At 55.1% G+C, this 24,430-nt stretch carries 26 protein-coding genes and 1 riboswitch; of the genes, 24 read left to right on the top strand and 2 right to left on the bottom strand.

Translation table 11 applies throughout. The features are described 5' to 3' along the window. Positions 1-502 precede the first annotated feature (502 nt). The 20 genes from QMG93_RS35380 (at position 503) to QMG93_RS13460 (ending at position 17,806) form a co-directional block, all read left to right on the top strand. Complete coding sequence (locus tag QMG93_RS35380; protein WP_413789293.1) at positions 503-697, top strand: helix-turn-helix domain-containing protein; 195 nt, start codon at positions 503-505, stop codon at positions 695-697. Between the two features lie 352 nt (positions 698-1,049). After that, complete coding sequence (locus QMG93_RS13550) at positions 1,050-1,865, top strand: sensor histidine kinase (RefSeq protein WP_281937218.1); 816 nt, start codon at positions 1,050-1,052, stop codon at positions 1,863-1,865. Beyond that, positions 1,865-2,539, top strand: a complete 675-nt coding sequence (locus QMG93_RS13545) for a response regulator (protein WP_281937269.1) — start codon at positions 1,865-1,867, stop codon at positions 2,537-2,539. Before QMG93_RS13550 ends, QMG93_RS13545 begins: the two co-directional genes overlap by 1 nt. An 87-nt stretch (positions 2,540-2,626) precedes the next feature. Beyond that, the gene (locus QMG93_RS13540) at positions 2,627-3,265 is read left to right on the top strand and encodes a YcnI family protein (RefSeq protein WP_281937216.1); all 639 of its coding nucleotides are present in this window, start codon (positions 2,627-2,629) and stop codon (positions 3,263-3,265) included. Between the two features lie 164 nt (positions 3,266-3,429). Next, positions 3,430-3,891 (top strand): large conductance mechanosensitive channel protein MscL, encoded by a 462-nt coding sequence (gene mscL / locus QMG93_RS13535; protein ID WP_281937267.1) that lies wholly within the window; start codon positions 3,430-3,432, stop codon positions 3,889-3,891. Positions 3,892-4,209: 318 nt separating this feature from the next. Continuing rightward, complete coding sequence (locus QMG93_RS13530; protein WP_281937214.1) at positions 4,210-4,794, top strand: class I SAM-dependent methyltransferase; 585 nt, start codon at positions 4,210-4,212, stop codon at positions 4,792-4,794. After that, a complete protein-coding gene (locus tag QMG93_RS13525; RefSeq protein WP_108534347.1) occupies positions 4,791-5,432 on the top strand; it encodes a DedA family protein in 642 nt (213 codons plus the stop codon). The genes QMG93_RS13530 and QMG93_RS13525 overlap by 4 nt, the downstream gene beginning before the upstream one ends. Beyond that, positions 5,401-6,090, top strand: a complete 690-nt coding sequence (locus QMG93_RS13520; RefSeq protein WP_164824276.1) for a response regulator transcription factor — start codon at positions 5,401-5,403, stop codon at positions 6,088-6,090. The genes QMG93_RS13525 and QMG93_RS13520 overlap by 32 nt, the downstream gene beginning before the upstream one ends. A 1-nt stretch (position 6,091) precedes the next feature. After that, positions 6,092-7,525, top strand: coding sequence for a sensor histidine kinase (locus QMG93_RS13515; RefSeq protein ID WP_281937266.1), 1,434 nt, complete (start codon positions 6,092-6,094; stop codon positions 7,523-7,525). Positions 7,526-7,668: 143 nt separating this feature from the next. Further along, a riboswitch (SAM riboswitch) is annotated at positions 7,669-7,803 on the top strand. A 111-nt stretch (positions 7,804-7,914) separates the two neighbouring features. Continuing rightward, positions 7,915-8,937, top strand: coding sequence for a methionine ABC transporter ATP-binding protein (locus QMG93_RS13510; RefSeq protein ID WP_281937211.1), 1,023 nt, complete (start codon positions 7,915-7,917; stop codon positions 8,935-8,937). Next, a complete protein-coding gene (locus tag QMG93_RS13505; protein WP_010493954.1) occupies positions 8,930-9,592 on the top strand; it encodes a methionine ABC transporter permease in 663 nt (220 codons plus the stop codon). Before QMG93_RS13510 ends, QMG93_RS13505 begins: the two co-directional genes overlap by 8 nt. A gap of 60 nt (positions 9,593-9,652) precedes the next feature. Next, positions 9,653-10,504: a MetQ/NlpA family ABC transporter substrate-binding protein gene (locus QMG93_RS13500; protein ID WP_281937209.1), complete on the top strand. Its 852-nt coding sequence runs from the start codon at positions 9,653-9,655 to the stop codon at positions 10,502-10,504. A 123-nt stretch (positions 10,505-10,627) separates the two neighbouring features. Then, entirely contained in the window at positions 10,628-10,858 is a 231-nt protein-coding gene (locus QMG93_RS13495; RefSeq protein ID WP_281937207.1) for a hypothetical protein, read from the top strand. A gap of 124 nt (positions 10,859-10,982) precedes the next feature. Then, a complete protein-coding gene (locus QMG93_RS13490; protein ID WP_281937206.1) occupies positions 10,983-11,381 on the top strand; it encodes a VOC family protein in 399 nt (132 codons plus the stop codon). 85 nt (positions 11,382-11,466) lie between these two features. Continuing rightward, on the top strand, positions 11,467-12,657 hold the full coding sequence (locus tag QMG93_RS13485) for a GntR family transcriptional regulator (RefSeq protein ID WP_281937205.1): 1,191 nt from the start codon (positions 11,467-11,469) through the stop codon (positions 12,655-12,657). A 226-nt stretch (positions 12,658-12,883) separates the two neighbouring features. Continuing rightward, a complete protein-coding gene (locus QMG93_RS13480) occupies positions 12,884-16,087 on the top strand; it encodes an alpha-mannosidase (RefSeq protein ID WP_281937203.1) in 3,204 nt (1,067 codons plus the stop codon). A gap of 118 nt (positions 16,088-16,205) precedes the next feature. Further along, complete coding sequence (locus tag QMG93_RS13475; protein ID WP_010493958.1) at positions 16,206-16,430, top strand: helix-turn-helix domain-containing protein; 225 nt, start codon at positions 16,206-16,208, stop codon at positions 16,428-16,430. A 193-nt stretch (positions 16,431-16,623) separates the two neighbouring features. Further along, a complete protein-coding gene (locus QMG93_RS13470) occupies positions 16,624-17,172 on the top strand; it encodes a hypothetical protein (RefSeq protein ID WP_281937200.1) in 549 nt (182 codons plus the stop codon). 140 nt (positions 17,173-17,312) lie between these two features. Next, entirely contained in the window at positions 17,313-17,618 is a 306-nt protein-coding gene (locus tag QMG93_RS13465; RefSeq protein WP_281937198.1) for a hypothetical protein, read from the top strand. A gap of 5 nt (positions 17,619-17,623) precedes the next feature. After that, positions 17,624-17,806, top strand: a complete 183-nt coding sequence (locus QMG93_RS13460) for a hypothetical protein (RefSeq protein ID WP_281937196.1) — start codon at positions 17,624-17,626, stop codon at positions 17,804-17,806. Positions 17,807-17,885: 79 nt separating this feature from the next. On the opposite strand, the gene QMG93_RS13455 is transcribed toward QMG93_RS13460, so the two are convergent. Next, positions 17,886-19,559, bottom strand: a complete 1,674-nt coding sequence (locus tag QMG93_RS13455) for a ribonuclease J (RefSeq protein ID WP_281937194.1) — start codon at positions 19,557-19,559, stop codon at positions 17,886-17,888. 276 nt (positions 19,560-19,835) lie between these two features. On the opposite strand from QMG93_RS13455, the gene QMG93_RS13450 reads away from it, so the two are divergent. Then, complete coding sequence (locus QMG93_RS13450) at positions 19,836-20,720, top strand: alpha/beta hydrolase family protein (RefSeq protein WP_281937192.1); 885 nt, start codon at positions 19,836-19,838, stop codon at positions 20,718-20,720. Beyond that, positions 20,717-21,319 carry a glycerol-3-phosphate responsive antiterminator gene (locus QMG93_RS13445; protein WP_281937191.1) on the top strand — a complete coding sequence of 201 codons (603 nt, stop codon included), beginning with the start codon at positions 20,717-20,719 and terminating at the stop codon, positions 21,317-21,319. Before QMG93_RS13450 ends, QMG93_RS13445 begins: the two co-directional genes overlap by 4 nt. Before the next feature lie 21 nt (positions 21,320-21,340). Here QMG93_RS13445 and QMG93_RS13440 read toward each other — a convergent pair whose 3' ends face one another. Next, on the bottom strand, positions 21,341-23,014 hold the full coding sequence (locus QMG93_RS13440) for a glycerol-3-phosphate dehydrogenase/oxidase (RefSeq protein WP_413789292.1): 1,674 nt from the start codon (positions 23,012-23,014) through the stop codon (positions 21,341-21,343). 273 nt (positions 23,015-23,287) lie between these two features. Between QMG93_RS13440 and QMG93_RS13435 the strand changes: the two genes are divergently transcribed. Both QMG93_RS13435 and QMG93_RS13430 read left to right on the top strand, forming a co-directional pair. After that, complete coding sequence (locus QMG93_RS13435; RefSeq protein ID WP_309299672.1) at positions 23,288-23,413, top strand: hypothetical protein; 126 nt, start codon at positions 23,288-23,290, stop codon at positions 23,411-23,413. Positions 23,414-23,528: 115 nt separating this feature from the next. Then, positions 23,529-24,281: a YqjF family protein gene (locus tag QMG93_RS13430; protein ID WP_281937189.1), complete on the top strand. Its 753-nt coding sequence runs from the start codon at positions 23,529-23,531 to the stop codon at positions 24,279-24,281. Positions 24,282-24,430 lie beyond the last annotated feature (149 nt).

The following is a 24,430-nucleotide window of genomic DNA, read 5'->3' as shown; positions in this document are numbered from 1 at the left end:
GATCATTTTTCTTTTTACATTACAAGAAGTGAAAAATTTCCATCGTACATTCGCCATTTGTTGGCACAGTTGTTGGCACAGTATATAAACAAATCTTCTCAAGGGATATGCATGAGCAAAAAAAGAGTGGAAATGGACTTTGGGAGTCATCCACGTATGATCATTCCGTTGCATAGAGAGTCCGATGATTTGGGTATCCCTGGTATTTTCGTGAAAAATTAACGTAGTATTCAGGACACTAGTTCGGTCACAGAGAAGAAAATTAAAACCAGATAGTCAAAGATAAAAACATGAACTAAGAAACGAGGAAAAATTTTGCTTTGCTTTAAGTAACGATACCAGTGGGGTATCATCCTTTTTTTCATCTTTCCGGGATCACTCCTCTTGATTTATCACTAAACAAATTCTACCGAATTATAAGAACATATAAGTTTTTTTAATTAATAAAACATATATACTTATTATCTGACTTATATGTTTTGTCTACACTAACTTACAGGGGGTGTGGACGACTGTGAATGTTCTACAGAAGACGGGGTCAAGAATAAAAGCGATTCGAAAGTTCAATGGACTTTCACAAGAGGCTTTGGCAGAAAAAGCAGACCTGCACTACGTTTATATTGGAGGTATGGAACGCGGGGAAAGGAATATCAACCCTGCGAAACCTCGAAAAGATAGCACAGGCTTTAGATGTTGAGTTACATGAATTTTTTAGATTCAATACTCCCGATACAGAAGACGAAGAGATTACAGCGGCAATCCTCGCTACAATTGAATGCAGGAACACGGAAGATAAGCGGAGGATTTTACAAATAATAAATTTGATACCGGGAGGACAAGACGAAAGAAAGTGTTCAACGGACTCAGCGGCAAATAAATGAGAAAAATGGTCCCCGCCAGTGACGAACTCGAACTGGTCTGGGACTATTTTTATTTAATCCGGATTTACATTTCGACGAATTTGTCTCGAAGCTTGCGACTTATCGGTATATAATGGATACGGAAACGGCGACGGGTTAATATAGGAAGAAAGGCGATGGAATAATTTTATGTCGATGCGCAAGCTAAAAATATTGACGATCCTGCTACCACCTCTGGTCATTGGGGGATTCGAGTATATACGTCACGATTTTCTGCTGGACGTGCTGTCCATGGAGACGGGCAATTTCTACATGACGCTGCTTACGCTGCTGCTGTCGTTCTTGTTCGGCAACTGGATGTTCAACCGCATCGAGGCTATGAACGCAAAGCTGGCCGTTGAGCAATCGAAGCGGGCGGTATACGAGGAGCGCGAGCGGCTAGCTCAGGAGCTGCATGATAATATCGCGCAAATTTTGTTTTTCCTGAACGTGCAGCTAAAGAAAGGGCAGATCGAAGAGGCGCGTTCAGCTGTATCCGAAATCGACCACCATCTGCGGCAGGCGATCTTCAACCTCCGGACGGCACCGGAGGAGGGGGCCGATTTCGGCTCGCGCCTGCGGACATGGCTGGAGGAATGGAGCGGCATGAGCGGCATCGCCGTCAACCACCGGATTACGGTTCCAGAGGAAGGGATATCGCCGTCGGCGGAGGTGCCCTTGTTCTCCATTATCCGTGAGGCATTCACGAATATTCGCAAGCATTCGTATGCAGATCACGCAGAGGTGGAGCTTGGTCCGACTGAGGACGGGCGAAGCTGGAGACTGCGTATTGCCGACGACGGGAAAGGCATGGAGGGCGATGCCGGACAGCGGCCGAACCGGTACGGGGTATCGATTATGCGCAAGCGGGCGCAGGAGCTGGGAGCGGAGCTTGAAATCCGGGCGCAGGAAGGGCAGGGGCTGGAGCTGATCGTTACCGGACCGCTGCGGGAGGTGAAGCTGTGATGATGAATTACCGGGTGCTGATTGCCGACGATCATCCGTTAGCCCGCCGCGCCATCCGCTCGCTGATCGACGGGGAGGCCGGCTTCGAATGGGTAGGGGAAGCCCGCAGCGGCGCTGAGGCCGTCGAGCTGTGTGGACGGCTGCTGCCGGATCTGGTGCTGATGGATATTCAGATGCCGGGAATGAGCGGCCTTGAAGCGACCAAGCGGATTAAACAGCTGTATCCGCACATCCGCATCGTTATGCTTACGGTGTCCGACGACGTGGCCGATCTGTTTACGGCCGTAAGGCATGGGGCGCAGGGGTACCTGCTCAAAAACATGGACCCCGACGACTGGATCGCCTACTTGCGCGGTTTGCTCGATGAGAACAGCGAAATTTCCCGCGGCATGGCGGACAGGCTGTTCCATTCGTTCCGGTCGACCGGCGAATCCACGACCAGCGACATCGGGCCGGGCGTGCTTTCCCATCGCGAATGCGAGATCCTGAGCTGCGTCGCCAGCGGGCAGAGCAACCGCCAGATCGCCGAGACGCTGATTATTACGGAGAACACGGTCAAGAACCATATCAAGAACATTTTGTCCAAGCTGGCGCTGGATAACCGGGTGCAGTTGACCGCTTATGCGGTGCGTCACGGATTGACACAGATCGGACAAAAACAAGGGGGAAAATAGCCCGGTCGAGCCATTCTTTCGATAAGCGGTTTACGATAAAGTACAGTAGGATAAACTGACTGCTTAAAGAGAAAGGGGCTTTTATTTATGAAAAAATGGCATTTTGCGCTCGCGCTCGGACTGCTCGCTTCCATGCTTGGAGGAGGCTTCGCCAGCGCGCATGTGACGGTGCTGCCGAAAGAAACGACGCAGGGAAGCTATGAGAAATTTGCCGTTCGGGTGCCGACGGAGAAAGACATTCCGACGGTAAAAGTCGAAGTGAAGTTTCCACTGGACTCCGTATCGATCTCCCGCTTCGAGCCGAAGCCGGGCTGGAAATACGAGCTGACGAAGGATGCGAACAAAATTACCGGCGTGGTGTGGACAGCTACCGGCGAAGGCTTGGGCGCCACGGAATTCGGCGAGTTTTACATGCAGGGGAAAGTAGCCGATACCGCTACCGCGATTACGTGGAAGGCGTACCAGACCTACAAAGACGGCAGTGTCGTCGAATGGGTCGGCGCCGACGGCTCGGACAAACCGGCTTCCGTGACGAAAGTGAACGCAAAACCGACCGGAGCCGGAACGGACAGCCACGGCCATACGACGGCGCCTGCGACACCGGCGGCCGATAAGGCTGCATCCGAAGCTCCCGCCGCGTCCCAAACGCCGCTATACTTGTCCATCGCGGGCGTCGTGCTCGGCGCCGCAGCTCTGATCGTTTCGCTGATGCGCAGAAAAGCTTAGCCGTCAACTATCTGACGGCTATATGCAAGGCCCGTTTCCTTCGTTCCGATAGGAAATGGGCTTTTTGGCTTGTCTTTTCCCCCGAAAAACGGTTAAACTGGTGAAAACGCCATTCTAACTACACCAAGTCAAAAAAAGGAGACAGCCATAGGATGCCGTCAAGAATTTTGAAAGAATTTAAAGAATTTGCAATTAAAGGGAATATGATCGATCTGGCGATCGGGGTGATCATCGGAGGCGCGTTCGGCAAAGTCGTCACGTCGATCGTTAACGATCTGGTCATGCCTCCGGTCGGGCTGCTGCTCGGCAAGGTGAATTTTACCGATCTGTATATTCGTTTGGACGACAAGCCTTCTTCGACTTTAGCCGAAGCCAAGGCAGCCGGAGCCGCAACATTTAACTACGGATTGTTCCTCAGCACGCTGCTCGATTTTCTGATCGTCTCGTTCGTCATCTTTATCGCCGTCAAGCAGATCAACCGGTTCCGCCGCAAAGAAGAGGCCAAGCCCGACCCGAAAGAAAACATGAAGGAATGTCCGGAATGCTTGTCCGAAATCCCCAAAAAAGCATCCCGCTGCAAATACTGCACCGCCGTTCTCGAAGCTCCGGCTGCGGAACGCGCTTAGCCCCCTTACAGCTCCGGCTGCGGAACGCGCTTAGCCCCCTTACAGCTCCGGCTGCGGAACGCGCTTAGCCCCCTTACAGCTCAGACAGCCTGTGCTCCTGCTTGAAATCTTAGGGAGCCTGGCTTTTTTCTTAAGAAATAATTCAGAAAAACCTCCATTTGTTCTAAAGATATTTTGGATATCCTAAGTACATCACATTCCATTGGACGAAACAAACGGACTCTTATATTCGTTTTAAAAGTAAGGTAATGAAGGGTAACAAGGTTCGAACAGCGTCTAAATGGTTAAATTTAGAGCAACAAGGAGGGCAATACATTCATGAGTTTCCACGCCAGCGTTCAAGAAAAGGTGCTTTTTTTAAATAAATTTTTTCAATCTCCCCGAGAAATGGGCAGCGTTACGCCCAGCTCCCGATTTTTGGCCCGGGCGATGACCAAGCATGTTCCTTGGGCTAAAGCGCAAGTTGTGGCGGAACTCGGAGCCGGAACAGGCGCATTAACCCGGTTCATCCGGCAAGCCAAGGGGTCGCAGACGAAGGTGCTGCTGTTCGAAAAGGAACAGGTGCTGAGGGAGCAGCTAGCCGTACAGTTCCCGGAGTTCTCCTGTCATGCCGACGCCTGCAGTATGGGGCAAGTGCTGCATCAGCGGGGGATCGAGGGACTGGATGCTGTTATCAGCGGTCTCCCGTTCTATAATTTCCCGCAGCAATTGCGCGACCGGCTGATCGAACAAATCACGTCGTCCCTCAAGCCGGGCGGCCGGTTTATCGCGTTTCAATATTCGCTGCAAATGAAGTCCCAGCTCGAACAATACTTTGACATCGAGACGATCCGTTTCGTTCCGTTTAACTTTCCTCCTGCATTCGTGTATGTGTGCCGAAAACCGGGGGGAACACCGCAATGACTTACGATACGCTGATGCTGTGGATCGGGCAGTTCGGGTATTTGGCTTTGTTTTTCGCGCTGTGGCTCGGCATTGTAGGGATGCCGATTCCCGACGAAGTTATCGTGATGACCGGCGGTGCAGTAACGGCCAGCGGCCTGCTGCACCCCGTTCCCGCCTTTCTTTTAACCTATCTTGGCGTCGTATCGGGGTTATCGCTCGGATACGTGCTCGGCCGGTACGCGGGCACTCCGGTATTGGAGCGACTCCGGAAAAAGAAGAAAATGGATAAAGCGATAGAAATGTCGGAAAAGCTCAATCAAAAATACGGCAGTCTGGCCTTGATCATCAGCTACTTTTTCCCCGTTGTCCGCCACGTCTTGCCATACCTCGTAGGGATGAACAAAATGTCCTTTCGCCGCTATGCTCTCCTTTCCTACACGACGGGGTTCGTATGGACTCTTGCCTTTTTCTTCATCGGACGGCTAACGGCCGGTCACGCTCAAGAAATCGGCATGCTCATCTATAGTTACGGGCTTAAGCTGCTGTGGATTCCGCTGGCGCTTGCTGCCGGATGGGTCCTTATCAAGCTCGCGCAGCGCAAAAAATTGCAGGAGGGCGGTTCAATTGGAGCAGGCGAACAGCGTATTGGTAGCTGACGACGATCCGGATATCCGGGATATTATTCAAATTTATTTGCGGAACGAAGGCTACCGCGTACTGGAAGCCGAGGACGGAGTGCAAGCCTTGAAGCTGGCCGAACGGGAAAAGGTGGACATCATCATTTTGGATATTATGATGCCCCAGATGGACGGCATTCGCGCGTGCGTGAAAATCCGGGAAAAGAGTGACGTTCCCATCATTATGCTGTCGGCCAAGGGCGAGGATCTGGACAAAATCACCGGCTTGTCCACGGGCGCGGACGACTACGTCGTGAAACCGTTTAACCCGCTGGAGCTGGTCGCCCGGGTCAAGGCCTGCCTGAGACGGCAGCACATGATCGGCAAGAAGGCGGAACGCGGCCGGGTGGAGGTCGGCGACCTTGTCGTTGATCCGGCCCGTCACTTGGTGTCGGTTCGCGGCAAAAAGGTCAATCTGACGCCGATCGAATTCGCGATACTGGCTCTGCTGGCCAAAAACCGTGGCCAAGTGTTCTCCGTTGATGCGATTTATGAGCAGGTATGGAAAGAAGGCGCTTTCCATTCCGACAATACTGTTATGGTGCATATCCGCAATCTCCGGGAAAAGATCGAAGACATCCCGCGGGAACCCCGGTATATTAAAACCGTATGGGGAGTGGGCTATAAAATTGAGTAGGGTGCGTTTGCCGAAATGGCCGTTTTTGGTAACCCTTCGCGTGAAGCTGATGCTGACCTTCGTCGGATGCCTTATGCTGAGCACGCTAGCCTCGACTTTATTGGAATGGGGTTACCAGGAAATTCAGCCGAACGATTCGGACAATTACGATTCGATCCGAAGGACGGTGAACGAACGGCTGGACAACCTCGACAAGAAGTGGGCGGCCTTGAGCGCAATAGATTCGGATGAACGGACGGCGGCTTCGCTGGTGGAACAGGCCGGACAGGGAGGCAAGCTGAGAGCATACGTTTCGGACGAGTCCGGACGTGTGCTTTTTCGCTCTTCCGAAGCCTCGGAGAGCAGGCTCAGCTTGTATGAGCTGCTGATGTCGGCCAAACAAGCGAACAACAGGCAGCCGGGTGCGGCGTACACGGCGGTGCTGCCGGCGCAGTACCGGGGTCAGGCCGTCTATTTGATCGTTTCCAGCAAGCTGGTTCCGCAGCCGGGGAATGCGTACGAGACTAACGAGGTATGGTTCAAATTTTTACTGTTCATCGCTCTGTTCGTGCTGTTCTTCTATGCTCTAACATGGCGCAAAATGAGGCAGATTCGGTACATCAACCGCGGATTGAACGAAATCGCCCACGGCGAGCTGTCCGTGCGGCTGGCGACAAACAGCCGGGACGAGCTTGGCTTGGTCGCCGCCAATATCAATTCCATGGCGGAGCAGCTGGCCCGGCAGCAGGAGAAGGAGCGGCGCCTGGAGAAGTCGAAGATGGACTTGATCACGAACGTTTCCCATGATCTACGGACTCCGCTAACGAGCGTTATCGGGTATTTGAACCTGCTCATGAATCCTGCGCAAACGGATGCCCCTGAGCGGGAACGGTATTTGACTAGCGCTTACAATAAAGCCAATCAGCTGAAGAAGCTGATCGACGACTTATTCGAATACACCCGGCTTTCCGGGGGAGAGGCCAAGCTGGAACGGCGAGAGATTGACATTCACCATTTACTGGAGCAATTGGTCAGCGAATTCGAGCCGATTGCGGAGCAGCGTCAGATTGCCATCGAATGCCGGCTCCCGGAAGCCCCGTTGTATGTTGTTGCCGATGCGGAAAAGCTCGTTCGCGCGCTGGACAATCTGCTGATGAACGCCGTTAAATATTCCGTCGCTCCCGGCCGTGTGACCGTGACGTTAGCGGCCTATCCGAAGCGTGCGGCTATCGAATTCGAGAACGAAGGCCGGCCGATTACGAAGGCGCAGGAGGAGCTGCTGTTTGAGCGATTCTATAAAGCGGACGAATCGCGGAGGGGGGACTCATTGCCTGACGGCGCGGGACTCGGGCTGGCGATCGCGTATAACATTGCCGAGCTGCACGGAGGACGGCTGACGTTCCGGCACGAGCAGGGACGGTTTGCTTTTCGCCTGGAGCTGCCTCTGAACGTGTAATGCGGGAAGCTTCTTCGCCGGATGGGAATATTTTAACAAGCGGAAATTCCGTATGTTCTTATTGACTTTACATGAATAATTTTGTACACTAACAACGTTTCATCCATTGGATTGAGAATGTTATTTTAATTTCATAGAAACACTTCTTATCAAGAGAGGCGGAGGGACAAGGCCCGATGAAGCCCGGCAACCGTTCCTTAACAGTTCGGAAATTCAGAACTGTAGGAAATCAGGTGCCAATTCCTCCAGAACCGAAGCCCGGTTCTGGCAGATGAGAGGGACATGAGTTAAACCGCTAACCCTGTACCTCGTCGTGCAGGGTTTTTTTGCGCAAGCGAACGCGCCCGTTTAACCGAACAAGGGCCGTTTATTCCGGGGAGGAAGACGATTTGATTCATTTGAAAGGCGTTATGAAAAACTACGATGTCGGGGGCAAACAAGTTACGGCACTGCGGAATATCGATTTGACGATCCGCAAAGGCGAGATCTTCGGCATCATCGGCCATTCGGGGGCAGGCAAAAGCACGCTGATCCGCACGATCAACATGCTGGAGCGCCCGACAGCCGGGGAAGTCGTCGTGGATGGCGTCGAGATGACGAAGCTGGGTACCGGCAAGCTGCAATTGGAGCGGCGCTCGATCGGGATGATTTTTCAGCATTTTAACCTGCTGTCGTCCGCGACGGTAGCCGATAATATTGCATTCCCGCTGCGGCTCGCCAAGCTGCCGAAGGAGCAGATCGCCCGCAGGGTGGAGGAGCTGATCGGACTCGTCGGACTAACCGGCCACGGGAGCAAATATCCGGCGCAGCTGTCGGGCGGCCAGAAGCAGCGGGTCGGTATCGCCCGCGCGCTGGCGACGAATCCGAAGGTGCTGCTGTGCGACGAGGCGACGTCGGCGCTCGATCCGCAGACGACCGGCGCGATTTTGTCGCTGCTGCTGGATATTAACAAGCAGCTCGGGATTACGATCGTCCTGATTACGCACGAGATGAACGTGATTCGCACGATTTGCGACCGTGTGGCGGTCATTGACGGCGGAGAGATCGTGGAAGAGGGACCGGTAACCGACATGTTCCTGAAGCCGCAGCATCGGACGACCAGAGAGTTCGTCGCTCAAGTTTCCGATGTGGCTGCGATCGGACTGGAGACGTCCGGGAGCGCTGGGGCAGGCAATCGGACGCTTGTCCGGGTGACGTACATCGGCGAGCAGACGTACCAGCCGGTACTGTACGAAACGATGCGCGAGACGAACGTGCCGTTCGTCATCCTGCAAGGGACGGTATCGAAGCTCAAGGATACCCCTTACGGACAGCTTGTCGTAGAGCTGCAAGGGCAGGAAGGCGGCGCGGAGCAGGCTATCGCTCTGCTGCGAGGCCGCGGATTGGATGTGGAGGTGATTCAGCATGGATGAACTGCTTAATCTGGATTGGGGAGCGATCGGAGAGGCGACCTACGATACGTTGACGATGCTTGGTCTGTCCATGGTGTTTACCGTGCTGATCGGTCTGCCGCTCGGCATCATTCTCTTCGTCACTTCGCGGGGGCAGCTTCTCGGGCAGCCTGTGGTGTATGCGCTGCTGTCGCTTGTGGTCAACGTGCTGCGTTCCGTGCCGTTCGTGATTTTAATGATTATGCTTATCCCCTTCACCCGACTGGTTGTCGGTACGTCCCTCGGGGTATCGGGCTCGATCCCGCCGCTCGTCATTGCCGCGGCACCGTTCTTTGCCCGCCTGGTGGAGACATCGCTGCGCGAGGTGGACCGCGGCGTCGTGGAAGCCGCGCAATCGATGGGCGCGACGTACTGGCAGATCGTGTCGCGGGTCATGCTGCCCGAAGCGCGTCCGGGTTTGATTGCCGGGGCGACGATTACGGCGGTCACGCTCGTATCGTATACGGCCATGTCGGGGGTTATTGGAGGCGGCGGTCTGGGCGACCTGGCGATCCGCTTCGGCTACCAGCGTTTCCAAACGCTCGTGATGATTGTTACCGTACTTCTCCTGCTCGTGCTGGTTCAAATCCTGCAGTCACTGGGCGACCGGCTTGTCCGGAAGTTTCAGCGGAAATAAGGATTTTTATATACAAAGCAATCGATACTATACTATACAAAAAGGTGGAGGAATCTTACTATGAAAAAAATGATGATTACCGCATTGTCCGTCGTGATGGCCTTCTCGCTGGCCGCTTGCGGCACCAAGCCGGCTCCGGAATCGGCAGCTTCGCAAACAGGAGGAGCGACCCCGGCTCCCGAGAAAAAAGAAGTGACGCTGAAGGTCGGCGCAACCGCCGCTCCGCATGCGGAAATTTTGAATTCCGTCAAAGCGAAGCTGAAAGAGCAAGGCGTCAACCTGGAAGTAAAGGAATTCACCGATTACGTACAGCCGAACGTACAGGTATTCGAGAAGCAGCTGGATGCGAACTTCTTCCAGCACACGCCATATCTGGAGCAATTCAACAAAGACAAAAACATGAATCTCGTTACCGTGACTGGCGTTCATATCGAGCCGTTCGGCGGCTACTCGCAAAAAATTAAAAAGATCGACGAGCTGAAAGATGGCGCAACCGTTGCGATTCCGAGCGATCCGTCCAACGGCGGCCGCGCGCTCGCGCTGCTGGAGAAAAACAACCTGATCAAGCTCAAAGAAGGCGTTGGCGTCAAAGGAACAGTTAGAGACGTCGTCGAAAACAAGAAAAACCTGAAGTTTAAAGAGCTGGAAGCCGCTATGCTGCCGCGTACCTTGGGTGAAGTCGATCTGGCGCTCATCAACACGAACTACGCGCTCGAAGCGAAGTTGGTACCGACGAAGGATGCGCTGTTCATCGAATCGAACGATTCCCCGTATGTGAACATTCTCGTATCCCGTCCGGACAACAAAGATTCCGAGGCGATGCAGAAGCTGGCTAAAGCACTCACGTCCGAAGACGTCAAGAAGTTTATCGAAGACAAATACAAAGGCGCAGTCGTGCCTGCATTTAAATAAGCGATAGCGGTAAGCTGAGCGGGGCCTTCGGGTCCCGCTTTTTCGTGCTGTCCGCCAACTTGAAATTATCCGCGTGAAGTCGTATTCTGCATACGAATGGATTGGGAAGGGGAAAACCACCCGATGAATACGTCAACGAAAGAAACAAAGCTCTTGTACGGGGTTAAAGCCGCTGTGCTGCATGTCCGGGATTTGCCCGACATGGCGGCTTGGTATGCCGGGCTTCTGGGCATGCCGCTCCAGCCTCTGGATGACGAAAAACCGTTTTACGAGTTCGACATGAATAATCGGGTCAATCTGATGCTGGATGATCACCGCAATATGCAGGGGTGGGAAAATATCCGATTTGCATGATGGGAACTGCGGATATTGAAGCAGCCTGCGCATACGTTCAGGAGAACGGGATTTCGATCTCTCAAGATGTGCAGCATCCCCATCCCGGACTCGCGTATTTTCATATTTTCGATTCGGAAGGCCAGTGCAATCGGAGTGGATCAATCCCAATCCGGTGAGGTCGACCGTTCCAGATCACCCGATCCAAAACCACATCAGCAGCGTCGTGATCCCTGTGACCGATCTGAAAAGAGCGACCGAGTGGTACGGCAAGCTGCTCGGCCAGCAGATCAAGCCGATTCGTCAGGATGGCGGGCCGATTTATTGGTTCGATATGCCGAACGGCACGGGAATTCTGCTCGACGATAACCGCAACAACCGAGATCTTGCAGCACTGCCGACGTTTATGCTCAAAGCTGCGAATATCCATGAAGCTTGCGCGTTCGTTCGGAGCTCCGGCATGAAAATCGTCCGAGATGTGCAGTTCGACCATTATTTTATCGTCGAGGACCCGGAAGGTAACGCGGTGATGATTTGTCTGTAATCGGTGCTTCCTCTGATTTGTCATGCGTTCGAGGGATTTGATATAATTGACATAATGATATTATCGATAGCAGAGGTCGTGACGCATGCAAAGCGAAAGACAGCCCTTGTACGTGCAAATTCAGGAGCACTTCAAGCAGCTCATCTCCTCCGGCAAACTGGCCGACGGGGATCGGATTCCGTCCGAGAAGGAGCTGATCGCGAGGTTCAACGTCAGCCGGATTACGGTAGCCAATGCGCTAGCCCAGCTTGCCAAGGACGGCTGGATTTATCGCATTCCCGGACGCGGCAGCTTCGTCGGCAGTGGAGAGGGCGCTTCGATCAGCCCTCAAGCTGGCAGCATACAGGCCGAGAAGGGAGTACAGGGTGCTGCGCCCGGTTCCCCTACCGATCGGACCGCGGCCGGAGTACGCAGAATGATCGGCCTTCTCATCCCGTCCATGGCCGACTATTTCGCGCTGCGGCTGGTGCAGGGAATCGTGAACGAGTTGAACGATACCGGCTATTATCTCGCCACCGTCCTGACGCACAATTCCAAGGAGAGGGAGCGGGAAGCGATCGTCGAGCTGACCCGCATGGGGGCGGCCGGCTTGATTATTTTCCCAGTCGATGCGGAGACGTATAACGAAGAAATATTGGCGCTCAAAATCAACAAGTTTCCGTTCGTATTAATCGACCGTTACCTGCCCGGGGTGGAGACGAATTTCGTCTGTTCGGACAGCGCGCTTGGCGCCAAATTGGCCGTCTCGCATCTGTGGGAGCTCGGGCACCGGAGAATTGCCATCTGCTCGGACTCGCCGCTGCCGACGGTATCCGTAGACGAGCGCATCGCCGGGTACATGGAGGCGCTGAAAGAGCAAGGAGCGATGATCGATCCTTCGTTGATCTTGACGGACTTTCGGATCGACGACGACCCGCTGGACGAGCAGCATCCGCTGTACCGGCATTTGCAGAGCAAATCGGCCACAGCTTATATCGCGCTGAACGCGAAGCTTGGCATTCACACTGCGATTCTCGCCCGGCGGCTCGGGCTTCGCATTCCCGACGATCTGTCCATCTTGACGTTCGACGATCCTTCTCCAGGGCTGGAAGAGCCCGGACGATATACGCACGTGGCCCAATCGGAAGGGGAGATCGGAAGCCGAGCGGCGGAAATTTTGATCCGGCTGCTGGATCGCCCGCAGGACAAAGACAAGGACAACGGGCAGTACACGAAAATCATCTTAAGACCGGAACTGGTCGTAAGAGGGTCAACCGGTCCCATAAAGCCATCCTAGCATTCAGCGAATCCGTGGCAGACTGCGCTGCGGGGGCGGAACTATATTAGCACTAGCTGTCTTCTTTATCATGTGTGTTTGCAAGCCTCGGTCAAGATTCATGCTTGGCGGGGGCTTTTTGCCGTGTGTGTGTAATTCAAATTTTATAGCAAATATGCATATTGATAATATATTTGATATATCGTACATTGAAGGTATATCTTAACGATAGAAAAGGAGAACGGACATGAGATTCGTACAAGAAAAGCTAGAGCGTCGCATCAACGAATTGGCGCACGCCAGATACCGGGATCGCTTCCCGTTGACCGGCATTCGCATTGTGGAGCAAGCCTCTTCCCCGCAGGAAGCTCGGGAGCAGGCAGGAGCACCGGCATCGGTCGGCATTCGTTGGGGAGGACGCGATCAGACCGCTTGGTTCGTGGGCACGCTGACGTTCCCGGAAGCATGGAAGAATCGGGACGTCGTAGGCCTGATCCGGCTCGGCAACACGGGCGGAGGCAATTGCAGCGGTTACGAGGCGCTCGCTTATTTGGACGGGGAGCCGGCGCAGGCGCTGGACCGGAACCATGGGGAGCTGTTTATCCCGACCGAAGCCGTCAACAAGGGCGGCACGGAGCTGATCATTCAAGCCTGGAGCGGCTTGACGCCGCCGGACGCGGGACATCAGCCGTTCGATCACCGGATCGATGAGCTGGACCTCGCTTGGCTGGACCCGGCCACGGACGATTTGTATTATACGGCGCTGCACGTGCTGCAAGCGGTGCGCTGCCTGGAGGACCGCAGCAGCGAGAAGCACGGCATGCTGTCGGCGCTCGATGATGCGTTCCTGCTGCTGGATTGGCGCGCGCCGGGCTCGGACGCTTTTTACGCTGGGACGGAACAGGCTTTGACGCTGCTCAAGCAGCGGCTGGAAGAGCTGCCGCGCGGGACAAGGCCACAGGTGACGGCGGTCGGACACTGCCATATCGACGTTGCTTGGCTGTGGAGATTGAAGCATACGCGCGAGAAATCCGCCCGCTCCTGGTCGACCGTGCTGCAGCTGATGGACCGCTACCCGGAATATATCTTTTTCCAATCCCAGCCGCAGCTGTACGCTTATTTGAAGGAAGACTACCCGGCCATCTACGAGAAAATCAAGCAGCGCGTGGCAGAGAACCGCTGGGAAGCGTCCGGAGCGATGTGGCTGGAATCGGACTGCAACATTCCTTCCGGCGAATCGCTTGTCCGGCAGCTGCTGTACGGCAAACGGTTTTTCCGCGATGAATTCGGTGTGGACAACCGGATTTTGTGGCTGCCCGACGTGTTCGGCTACAGTTGGGCGCTGCCGCAAATTTTGAAGAAGGCCGGCATCGATTATTTTATGACGACCAAAATCAGCTGGAGCCAGTATAACCGCTTCCCGCACGATACGTTCCATTGGCGGGGCATCGACGGTACGGAGCTGCTGACCCATTTTATTACGACACCCAACAACGACGGCAGCTGGTACTACACCTACAACGGCAACGTGACCGCGTCCAGCGTGCAGGGGCTATGGGACAACTATCGGCAAAAGGAGCTGAACGATCAACTGCTGCTCGCCTACGGATGGGGCGACGGAGGAGGCGGACCGACCCGCGATATGCTGGAGGCGGCGCGGCGCTTCGAGGACATGCCAGCGATGCCGCAGGTGCGTCAAGGCCGGGTGGAGGAGTTTTTCGAAGCGCTCGATGACCGGGTATCGGATCACCCGCGGCTGCCGTTATGGGATGGGGAGCTGTACCTGGAATACCACCGCGGCACGTATACGTCGCAAGCCTACAACAAGCGGATGAACCGCCGGATGGAGGCGCTGCTGCATCAAGCGGAATTCGTCAACAGCCTTGCGATGCTGCTGAACGGCGAGCATGCGTATCCGGTTGAAACGCTGCGGAAGAGCTGGATCATTACGCTCCGCAACCAGTTCCACGATATTATCCCGGGCTCCTCGATCGGCGAAGTATACGAGGATAGCCGGGAAGAGTACGCGGAAGCGGAGCAATTGGCGGTCGCGGCTTTGGAGCAAGGCACTCAAGCGCTCGCTGGCGTTCGCGGGCAAGATGGAGCTGCGGCGGAAGAGGTTGTCGGTTATCGGGTGATCAACCCGTTAGGCTGGGAACGGTCGGCGCTTGTGGAAATTCCTTTGGACGCCCTTCCAGCTACTGCCGGGCAATTAGCGTGGTCCTTGCCAAGCGGCGAAGCGCTGGAAAGTCAGGTTGTTCGCGGCGCCGACGGACAGCCCGTCTCGATGCTCGTTCATACGCCGAACGTTCCGGCATTAGGCTATACGACCATCGTCGGCAAAAGCACGAACAGCGCTTCGGCGGCAAGCAGCGACGTGTGGAGCATTGGCGACCGCCTGCTGGAGACGCCTTATTATCGGATTGAGCTTAACGGAAGCGGCCAGATCGTATCTCTATACGATAAACGGAACGCGCGGGAAGTGCTCAAGCCGGGTGAAGCGGCCAACGTGCTGCAGGTGTTCGAGGATAAGCCGATGGCGCACGACGCATGGGATATCGACATCTACTATCAAGAGAAGAGCTGGACTGTCGATGAGCTGACCGAAGTCGTCGTGGAGGAGCAGGGGCCGCTGCGCGCCGTGCTAAAGCTTGTATGGCGTTACCACCGCTCCGTCATCGAACAGAAAATGACGCTGTACCGCGACCATCCGCGAATCGATTTTTGTACCCGGGTCGACTGGCGCGAGAAGCAGCACCTGCTCAAGGCGGCGTTCCCGGTTGACATTCGGTCGACAAAGGCGACGTACGAGATTCAATTCGGCAATGTCGAACGGCCGACGCACTGGAACACGAGCTGGGATTGGGCACGGTTCGAATCGGTGGCGCAGCGCTGGGTCGATCTGTCCGAAGGGGGCTACGGCGTCAGCCTGCTGAACGATTGCAAGTACGGCCACGATATCCGCAATCATGTGCTGCGTCTCAGTCTCATTAAGTCGGCGGTATCGCCCGATCCGGAAGCCGATCAAGGGCTGCACGAATTTACGTATTCGCTGTATCCGCATAAAAACGGTTGGCTGGAGGCAGATACGCACCGTCAGGCGTGCGAGCTTAACCTACCGCTGCTTCCGGTGCGATTGGCCGGAGCGGCACATGCGGACGGCCTTCCTGAGCAGTTGGGGCTGTTCTGCGTCGATGGTTCTCATGTCATGATCGATACCGTGAAAAAAGCCGAAGACGACGAGACGTTCATCGTCCGTTTGTACGAGTACGGCGGCATTCGGGGAGACGTCCGGTTTTGCGTGGATGCGCGGATCGGGGAGTTCGTCTCTGTGGAAGAGACGAACCTGATGGAGGAGCAGCCGCAAGCGGTGGAGCACGGTCCGCATGAGGTAAGTCTGTTCATGAAACCGTACGAGATCAAGACGCTCCGGATCGCTCTGAAAGCTTAGCGCGAAGCCCATTTTTAAGTACGAACGCACCAGCAAGTGCTGCCTTTCATAAACTGAATTTGACTGTATCCCTAGACCTTGTAATGAAACCAAAACCCGGGCAAGGAGGGGTGACACTTTGAAAGGCAGCGATCACAAAAGTAAATTTTTGCTCACCAATCGCGAACGTGAGGTCTTTGAACTGCTGGTGCAAGACAAAACGACAAAAGATATCGCACAGCAGCTGTTTATTAGCGAAAAGACAGTGCGGAACCATATTTCTAACGTCATGCAGAAGTTAAATGTCAAAGGCCGTTCGCAAGCAGTTGTCGAGCTGATCAAGCTTGGGGAACTGCAGATTTGAAGCATTCGCGAAGCAACCACACCAGCCTTCTTTTTCCGCTTTCCTTCCGGGGAAGCGCGGGAAGAGGGCTATTTGGTTTTCGAAAAATTCATGCCATATTAATGTGCGATTTTACATAAATTTGGAGAGGGAGATGGCCGATATATACAGAGGTGCTTGAATCAAGCCCACGTGAATCGAAAGGAAGCAACTTATGCAAAGCAGATTTTTCAGCCATACGATGAAATGGTTAATAATTATGGTATTCTTGGCAGCAGCGGTAGGCTGCGAGAAGTCAACGGCGGATAAACCGGAGGCACCAAAGAAAGACGCAAGCAATCAACTGGAAGGCACTAAACAAAATGCGGAAGCATCGCAACCGCAAGCTCAAGCTCAAGCTCAAGCGCAAGCGCAAGCGCAAACCCAAACTCCATCCCAACTGCCGTCCGAGCCGCAATCCAAGTCTCAGCCCGAGCCACGGCAGACTGGGGCGGCGCAAGATATCCGTAACCTTTCTTCTCTCATTCCGGCCGGAAAGGAACTCTCGCTTCGGAGTAACGGCCAGAAGGCCATCGCCCGCGGAGATCTCAACAAAGACGGAATTGACGATCTGGCCATCATCGTAGAAGATCCCAAGGATTCCATGACGGAAAGGGATTTAATTGTATACTATGGAAACGCTGCGGGAGCTTACGAACAATCGATCTATGCCAAAGAAGCCATTTTGTGTAAAGACTGTGGGGGGTCTTCGGAGAGCCGTTAGAGGAGCTTTCCATAAAAAATAATACGCTCCTCTTTGGTTTTCACGGAGGGTCAAGCGATCGGTGGTATTCGAAGTACCGCTTTCAATACCGGGACCGGGACTGGGTTTTAATAGGCTATACGGGCGGAAGCTACCATACGATGGACGTTTATCAGGGGGAGGAAGAAGACATCAATCTGTTGACCGGAGATTTTGTCCTCAAAAAAAGCGATAAAAACGATCCGGCCGGCAAGCTGATTCAAACCGAGAAGGGGAAGCGGCCCAAACGCAAACTTGTCAAGCTAAGCGAGTTCAAAGGGAAGATTTACGATGAGACAGTCATCGAACGTGTGGAAACAGATAAAGGCAAATCTCTTTCTCACCCGACAATTCCAGGCTGCTGTATGCTCGTGGTTTGGAGGGACTTCCCTCGATTAAGGACCGCCATGTTGACGGAGGCCGCATAAGCATTATGGTGCTGGATCTCGGCACAGGTAAGGAGAAGATCGTAAAGCAGGGTACGGAAACCGTCGATTATGATTTTCCGAGGTGGGAGGACGATCATCAAATCTCCTATACGAAGACAACAAACAGCGTAGTCCATGGGAAACTTGTCCAGACAGATACTAAAGAAACCATGAAGCTCGAAGAATAGCCCCGACAAAAAATACCCTCATCCCGCAAAGGATAGAGGGTATTTGCTCGTTGTAAGTGGACTGGTTGGTTTGGTTCGATCAAACTTCCATAATAATCGGAAGAATCATCGGCTTTCTTCTGGTTCGCTCATATAAGAATCGTCCAAGCGCATCTTTTACATTTGATTTTATCGTAGACCATTGGTTCTCATTCTCGTGAGTTAATTTGTTGATCGTATTGGACACTATGCGGCTTGCATCGTCGAGCAAGCCTTCCGATTCGCGGACGTATACGAAGCCGCGGGAGATGATGTCGGGTCCGGAGAGGATCTTGCCTTCCTGTTTGCTGATCGAAACGACAACAATCAGGATGCCGTCTTGAGACAAGTGCTTACGGTCTCGCAGGACGATATTTCCGACGTCACCGATGCCTAAGCCGTCAATGAGGGTGTTGCCTGCAGGAACTTTGCCGCGTTTGCGGGCTGCGCCGTTCTGGATTTCAACGACTTCGCCGTTGTCGACGATGAAGATGTTGGCCGGGTCGACGCCGACCGCTTGCGCCAGCGTGCTGTGCTGACGGAGCATCCGGTATTCCCCGTGAATCGGGATGAAAAATTTCGGACGCATCAGATTGATCATCAGCTTCAATTCTTCCTGGCTGGCATGTCCGGAAACGTGCATGCCCGTCAGCGAGCCGGAGCCGTAGATAACGTGGGCGCCGAGACGGAACAGCTCGTCGACCGTCCGTCCGATATTTCTTTCGTTCCCCGGAATTGGCGTGGCCGAGATGATGACCGTGTCTCCGGGGAGAATTTCCACCTGCTTGTGGTTCGAGCGGGCCATCCGGGTCAGCGCCGACATCGGCTCGCCCTGGCTGCCCGTACATAGAATAACGATGCGGTCAGCCGCATATTTATTCACTTCGTTTGGCTCAATCAGCATGCCGTCCGGAATATTCAGATAACCGAGCTCGGAGGCGATGGTAATCATATTGACCATGCTGCGTCCGATGACGACCAGCTTTCGGTTCGAAGCGATGCCCGCTTCGATGACCTGCTGAAGCCTGTGCACGTTGGAGGCAAAGGTGGACACGATCACCCGCTGGCGAGCGGTTCGGAATACGTCCTCCAGATTGACGCCGACGCTTTTTTCCGAAGGGGTGAACCCTGGACGCTCCGCATTCGTGCTCTCGGACAGCAGGGCGAGGACGCCTTTTTTGCCGATATCCGACATGCGGTGAAGGTCCGCATATTGGCCATTAACGGGCGTTTGGTCGAATTTAAAATCGCCAGTGTGAACGACTGCGCCTTCGGGGGTATCAAGCACGACCCCAAGGCTGTCCGGGATGCTGTGATTCGTTTTGAAGAACGAAGCAACAATGGTGCCGAACTTTAATACGGAATCCGCGTGAATTAACACCCGTTCCGTCGAACCCAGAATCCCGTGTTCTTTTAATTTTCCTTCAATAAGTCCCATCGTCAGCTTGCTCGTATAGACGGGCATGTTGAGCTGCTTGAGGATATAAGGCAGTCCGCCAATATGATCCTCATGACCGTGCGTAATGACGAGCGCCCTGACTTTATTCCGGTTCTCGATCAGATAGGAGATATCCGGTACGATAATATCGATGCCGGGCAGCTCCACATCCGGGAATTTCGAACCGCAATCAATGACAACAATATCGTCTGCGTATTGTACTACATACATGTTTTTGCCAATTTCGCCTACGCCGCCCAAGGCAAAAATGGACAACTTTTTTTCTGAACCAGCCAAGTTAGACCTCCTCGATGGAATTGACGACGAACATACAAATCAAACTCAAAAGATCCGAACCAGTCACTTGCTTTTATTATAACACAACTCTCGGAAAAAAAGTAAATGTTGGACGAACTCGACACCAGAACATGCTACGGGTCAAAGAGAGCATGGCAAATGCCGGCGCTTTTGATACAATGGAAGGGAAATACAGCCATGCGCGGCACAAAAGACGGAAGGGCTGTACATTAGCCGTTATTCCATATCATTCCACGTATTCAAGGAGGAATTCTTATGAGTGAGCAAGCATCCGGATTGCGGCAGCAGCGTTTCGAGCAGCCGATTGACGCCGGACTGACCCTTCGGGGCGAGGTAACGGTACGGGAAGCGGCCAACGAAGGGCCATTGCCCGTCGTGATCATGGCGCACGGCTTTAAAAGCTTTATGGATTGGGGCTTTCAGCCTTATGCAGCCGCCGAACTGGCCCGCCGCGGATATTACGTCGTCCGGTTTAATTTTTCCTGCAACGGGGTGAACGAGCGGGATTTCGACGAGCTGGACAAATTCGCCGTGAACACGTACTCCCGCGAGCAGGCGGATCTGGCGGTCGTCTGGGAGCTGCTACAGGAGAAACGGCTGCCCTTTGCGGAGCAGGCGGATACCGGCCGGGTTGCCTTGCTCGGCCACAGCCGAGGGGGCGGAAACAGCATCTTGTTTGCCGCGGAGCACCCAGACGTGCAGGCCGTCGTTACGTGGAACGGCATCGCTTCGGCCGACTTGTTCGACGACGCGTTCAAGGAAGAACTCGCCCAGAGCGGCGTCGCCTACGTGGCGAACGCGCGGACGGGGCAGAACATGCCGATTCGGCAAACATTCTACGATGACTTGAAGCAAAATGCGGAGCGCTTCGACATTACCGCGCAGCTCGCCGGGCTGAAGACACCGGTGCTGTCCGTACAGGGCGACGCGGACTCCGATCGGCTGAAGGAGGGCTTCCGCAGGCTGCGCGAGGCCGCTCCGAATCAAGCTTTCGTGACAATTGCAGGGGGGACGCATACGTTCGGTGCGGTTCATCCGTTTGCCGGAACGACCCCGCAGCTGGAGGAAGCGCTCGAAGCGACCGTGCGTTTCCTAGACGACCGGATGCGTGCTACCGGTGAAAGGGGCAGGCAAGGTTGAACGCAGAACGAAAAGCCGGGACATCGGTCCCGGCTCCGTCGGATTTTTACGGACAGCGGATTCTTCCCGCCGTACGCAAGCTGAAGGACCTGGAGCACTTGCTCGCATCCTCCTATGTCTGGATCGTTCTGCTGGACAGCCATGTGTCGCAGCTGATGAGCGTCGCGCACCTTGTCCGACAGCACAAGAAGCAGCTGCTGGTGCACGTGGATTTGATACACGGCCTGAAAAACGATGATTACGCCATCGAGTTTTTATGCCAATCCGTGCGGCCGGCGGGCATTATCTCCACCCGAAGCAGCGCCGTAGCGACGGCGAAGAAGCATAAAGTGCTCGGCATTCAGCGGCACTTCCTGCTTGACTCGATTGCGCTCGACACGACCTACCGGCTGTCGGAGAAAGTGACGCCCGACTACATTGAAGTGATGCCGGGCGTGATGCCGCATATTATCGCCGAGATGCGCAGCAAGCTCGACATTCCGATTCTGGCCGGCGGATTGATCCGGACAAATGAGGATGTCGAGCTTGCGCTGGGCTCCGGTGCGGTAGCCGTCACCACATCTCGTAGGGAGCTGTGGGATGCCTATGCGCCGATATAACGGCTTGCCGGGACCGGGCGATTACTCGGAAGCGGCAGGCGTCGCCGCATCGTGTAGCAGCACGTCCAGTCGGCGCAGATGCTCTTCCGCGACCTCCGGCGTCCAGCCGAAGCGCTTCGCCATGTAAGCCGTCGCCGGCTGCTTCCAACGCTGTGCCCAAGCGATGTCGAAGTACACCGCGCCTGTACGGCGGACGAAAAAGTCTTGCGGCGTCGCGACCATTTCCTCATCGATGCCGTAGGCAAGCGAAGCCAGCACATCGACCGGCAGGCCGGCTTGCTCCGCTTCTTCGCGCAGCAGCGTGCAGCGCTGGAAGACGCGGTCTGCGTTGGAGCCATAGCGCTGTACGATCGACTCGGCCTGCCGCTTCGTCAAGCCAAGCGCTTCGCCGTCGCGTACTTTCGTTTCCGCAAACGCCTTGAATTGCGCGGAGCCGCCGACGTCCCCGCCGGACAGCTTGATCCGGTCCGTCGAACAGCCCGGATACGAAGCGCCGCCTTGCTCCTGGAGCTGGCCTGTCACCAGGTTGACGATGCGCTCCGCCATTTTGCGGTAGCCGGTCAGCTTGCCGCCGGCAATAGTAATGAGACCCGAAGGAGCGATGAAAATTTCATCCTTCCGCGACAGCTCCGACGGCGATTTGCCGTCTTCGTGAATGAGCGGACGCAGCCCGGACCAACTGGACTCGACATCGGCCGCCGTCAGCTTGAGGCTCGGGAACATGAAGTTCGCCGCCGTCAAAATATAATCGCGGTCGGCCGTCGTCGTCCGCGGATGAACAATATCGCCACTGTAGTTCGTGTCGGTGGTGCCGACATACGTTTTGCCGTCGCGCGGAATGGCAAACACCATGCGGCCGTCCGGCGTATCGAAGTATATCGCCTGCTTGAGCGGGAACCGCCCGCCGTCGATGACAAGGTGCACGCCTTTGGTCAGGTGAAGCCGCTTGCCCTGCTTCGAGCCGTCCTTTTCCCGGATCGTGTCGACCCAGGGTCCGGTCGCATTGACGATTTTGCGGGCAAAGATGTCATACGTTTCACCGCTCAGCATGTCGACGACGCGCACGCCCTTCAGCTTCCCGCCTTCATAGAGCAGCTCTTCCACCTTCGCATAGTTGACCGCCAATGCGCCGCGGTCTGCAGCAGCTTTCATCGTTTCAATCGTCAGCCGGGCGTCGTCCGTGCGATACTCGACGTAATACCCGCCGCCCTTCAGTTTGTCTTCGCGGAGCAGAGGCTCGCGCCGCAGCGTCTCGGCTTTGGACAGCATGATCCGGCGCTCGTTCCGCTTGACGCCCGCCAGCGAGTCGTAAATCATCAGCCCGACGGAGGTTGCCAGCTTGCCGTAGGTGCCGCCTTCGATCATCGGCAGCAGCATCCACTCCGGCGTCGTCACATGCGGCGCGTTCTCGTAGACGATGGCCCGCTCTTTGCCGACCTCGGCCACCAGTTTGAATTCGAGCTGCTTCAAGTAACGCAAGCCGCCGTGAATCAGCTTCGTGGAACGGCTCGACGTGCCCGCGCCGAAGTCTTGCATCTCGACCAGTCCGGTTTTCAGACCCCGGGTTTGCGCGTCGAGCGCGATACCTGCTCCGGTAATGCCTCCGCCGATGACCAGCAGATCGAGCGGGGCTCCGGCCATCTCCCGAAGCTGTTCTTGTCGGTGTTCCGCTGAAAATTGCGCCTGTTTTGTCATGTGTATCGATCCCCTTTCGAAATATGCGGCCGCCCGGTTCCGGGTAAAAGCAAAAAAGAGAAGACGTGAAACAACTCTACGTCGGCACGTTGCTTGTCGCACACGCGCTCCTGAAGAGCTTGCTCACGGTCTTCTCTTGATCTCTGACCTGATTAACTTGTTAACATTATCATAGCACGAGACCGGCTTCGGATCAACCTTGACAGCGAAATCGGGCTTGTGATAGATTCCCTTTGCAACCTTTTTCCTATATATTTGCTCGGCGTTCCCGTCGTGCGGCCGAAAGTGACCGAGACGACGGCGCTCGGCGCCGCGCTGCTTGCGAGGTTTGCCGTCGGATTCTGGGCCGGGCTGGAGGAGCTGGAGCAATTGCAAGGCTTCGACCGGACGTTAAATTGAAACACCAATAAACCATCAATGGGGCCCGCAGCAAGCGCGGGGTCGTCTAAGCCGACCCTTCCAGCGATTCGCGGGTTTGTACTCGTTCATGACATGGAGTCAAGGGGGACCAGATGTGGAGCCTGACCGTTTCGATACCGCGCACCGCCCGTGGTCGCTGCCTGCGCTGCCGTGGATCATGAAGCAGACTTGGCGCAATCTTTTGTTTGCCCATTGGCCCGTTCCGGCGGAGGAGGTTCGCGCTTACGTGCCGAAGGAGCTGCCGCTGGATACCTTCGAGGGCAGTGCGTGGCTGGCCGTCGTCCCTTTCCGGATGACGGATATCCGGTTGCGCGGCTTGCCGCCGATTCCGGGAACGAGCCGGTTTCCGGAGCTTAACGTCAGGACGTACGTCACGCTCCATGACAAGCCCGGCGTTTATTTTTTCAGCCTCGATGCGGCGCATACGCTTGCCGTCAAGCTGGCCAGATGGCTGTATCATCTTCCGTACTACCGGGCCGATATGGGCGTAACCGTGCAGAACGAAACCGTGTTTTACCGGAGCGAGCGCCGGCAGGGGGGCCCCGCTTTTGCCGCGCGTTATCGGCCCGTGTCGGCGCCGTATACGGCCAAGCCGGGCTCGCTGGAGCATTGGCTGACCGAACGCTACTGCTTGTATACCCTGAACGGGCGCCGGGACGTCATGCGCTGCGACATCCATCATCGGCCCTGGCCGCTGCAGAAGGCGGAAGCCGAGCTTTACGAGAATACGATGCTGACGGGCAACGGCCTTCCGTTCATGCCGGACGTTCCTCCGCTGCTTCATTATGCGGAAGCTCTGGAAGTGCGCATATGGCCGCTCCTGAAGGCCGCTGGCCGAATGCCTTAGCCGGCGTCCGTTCGGGACGAATCCATCATAGCTCCGTAACCTGCCGATACGTTTCATTCTGAAGTGTCGGCTTTTTCTTATTTTGCTCTTTTTCAAAAAAGCAAGTTCGGAAAACGAAAAAAAAGACGCATATTTTGCCAATATCCTGA

This window comes from Paenibacillus tyrphae, from assembly GCF_027925525.1.
Taxonomy (GTDB): Bacteria; Bacillota; Bacilli; order Paenibacillales; family NBRC-103111; genus Paenibacillus_G; species Paenibacillus_G tyrfis_B.
The sequence above is the reverse complement of the archived record's forward strand: the minus strand, read 5'-3'. Positions and strand labels throughout refer to the sequence as shown.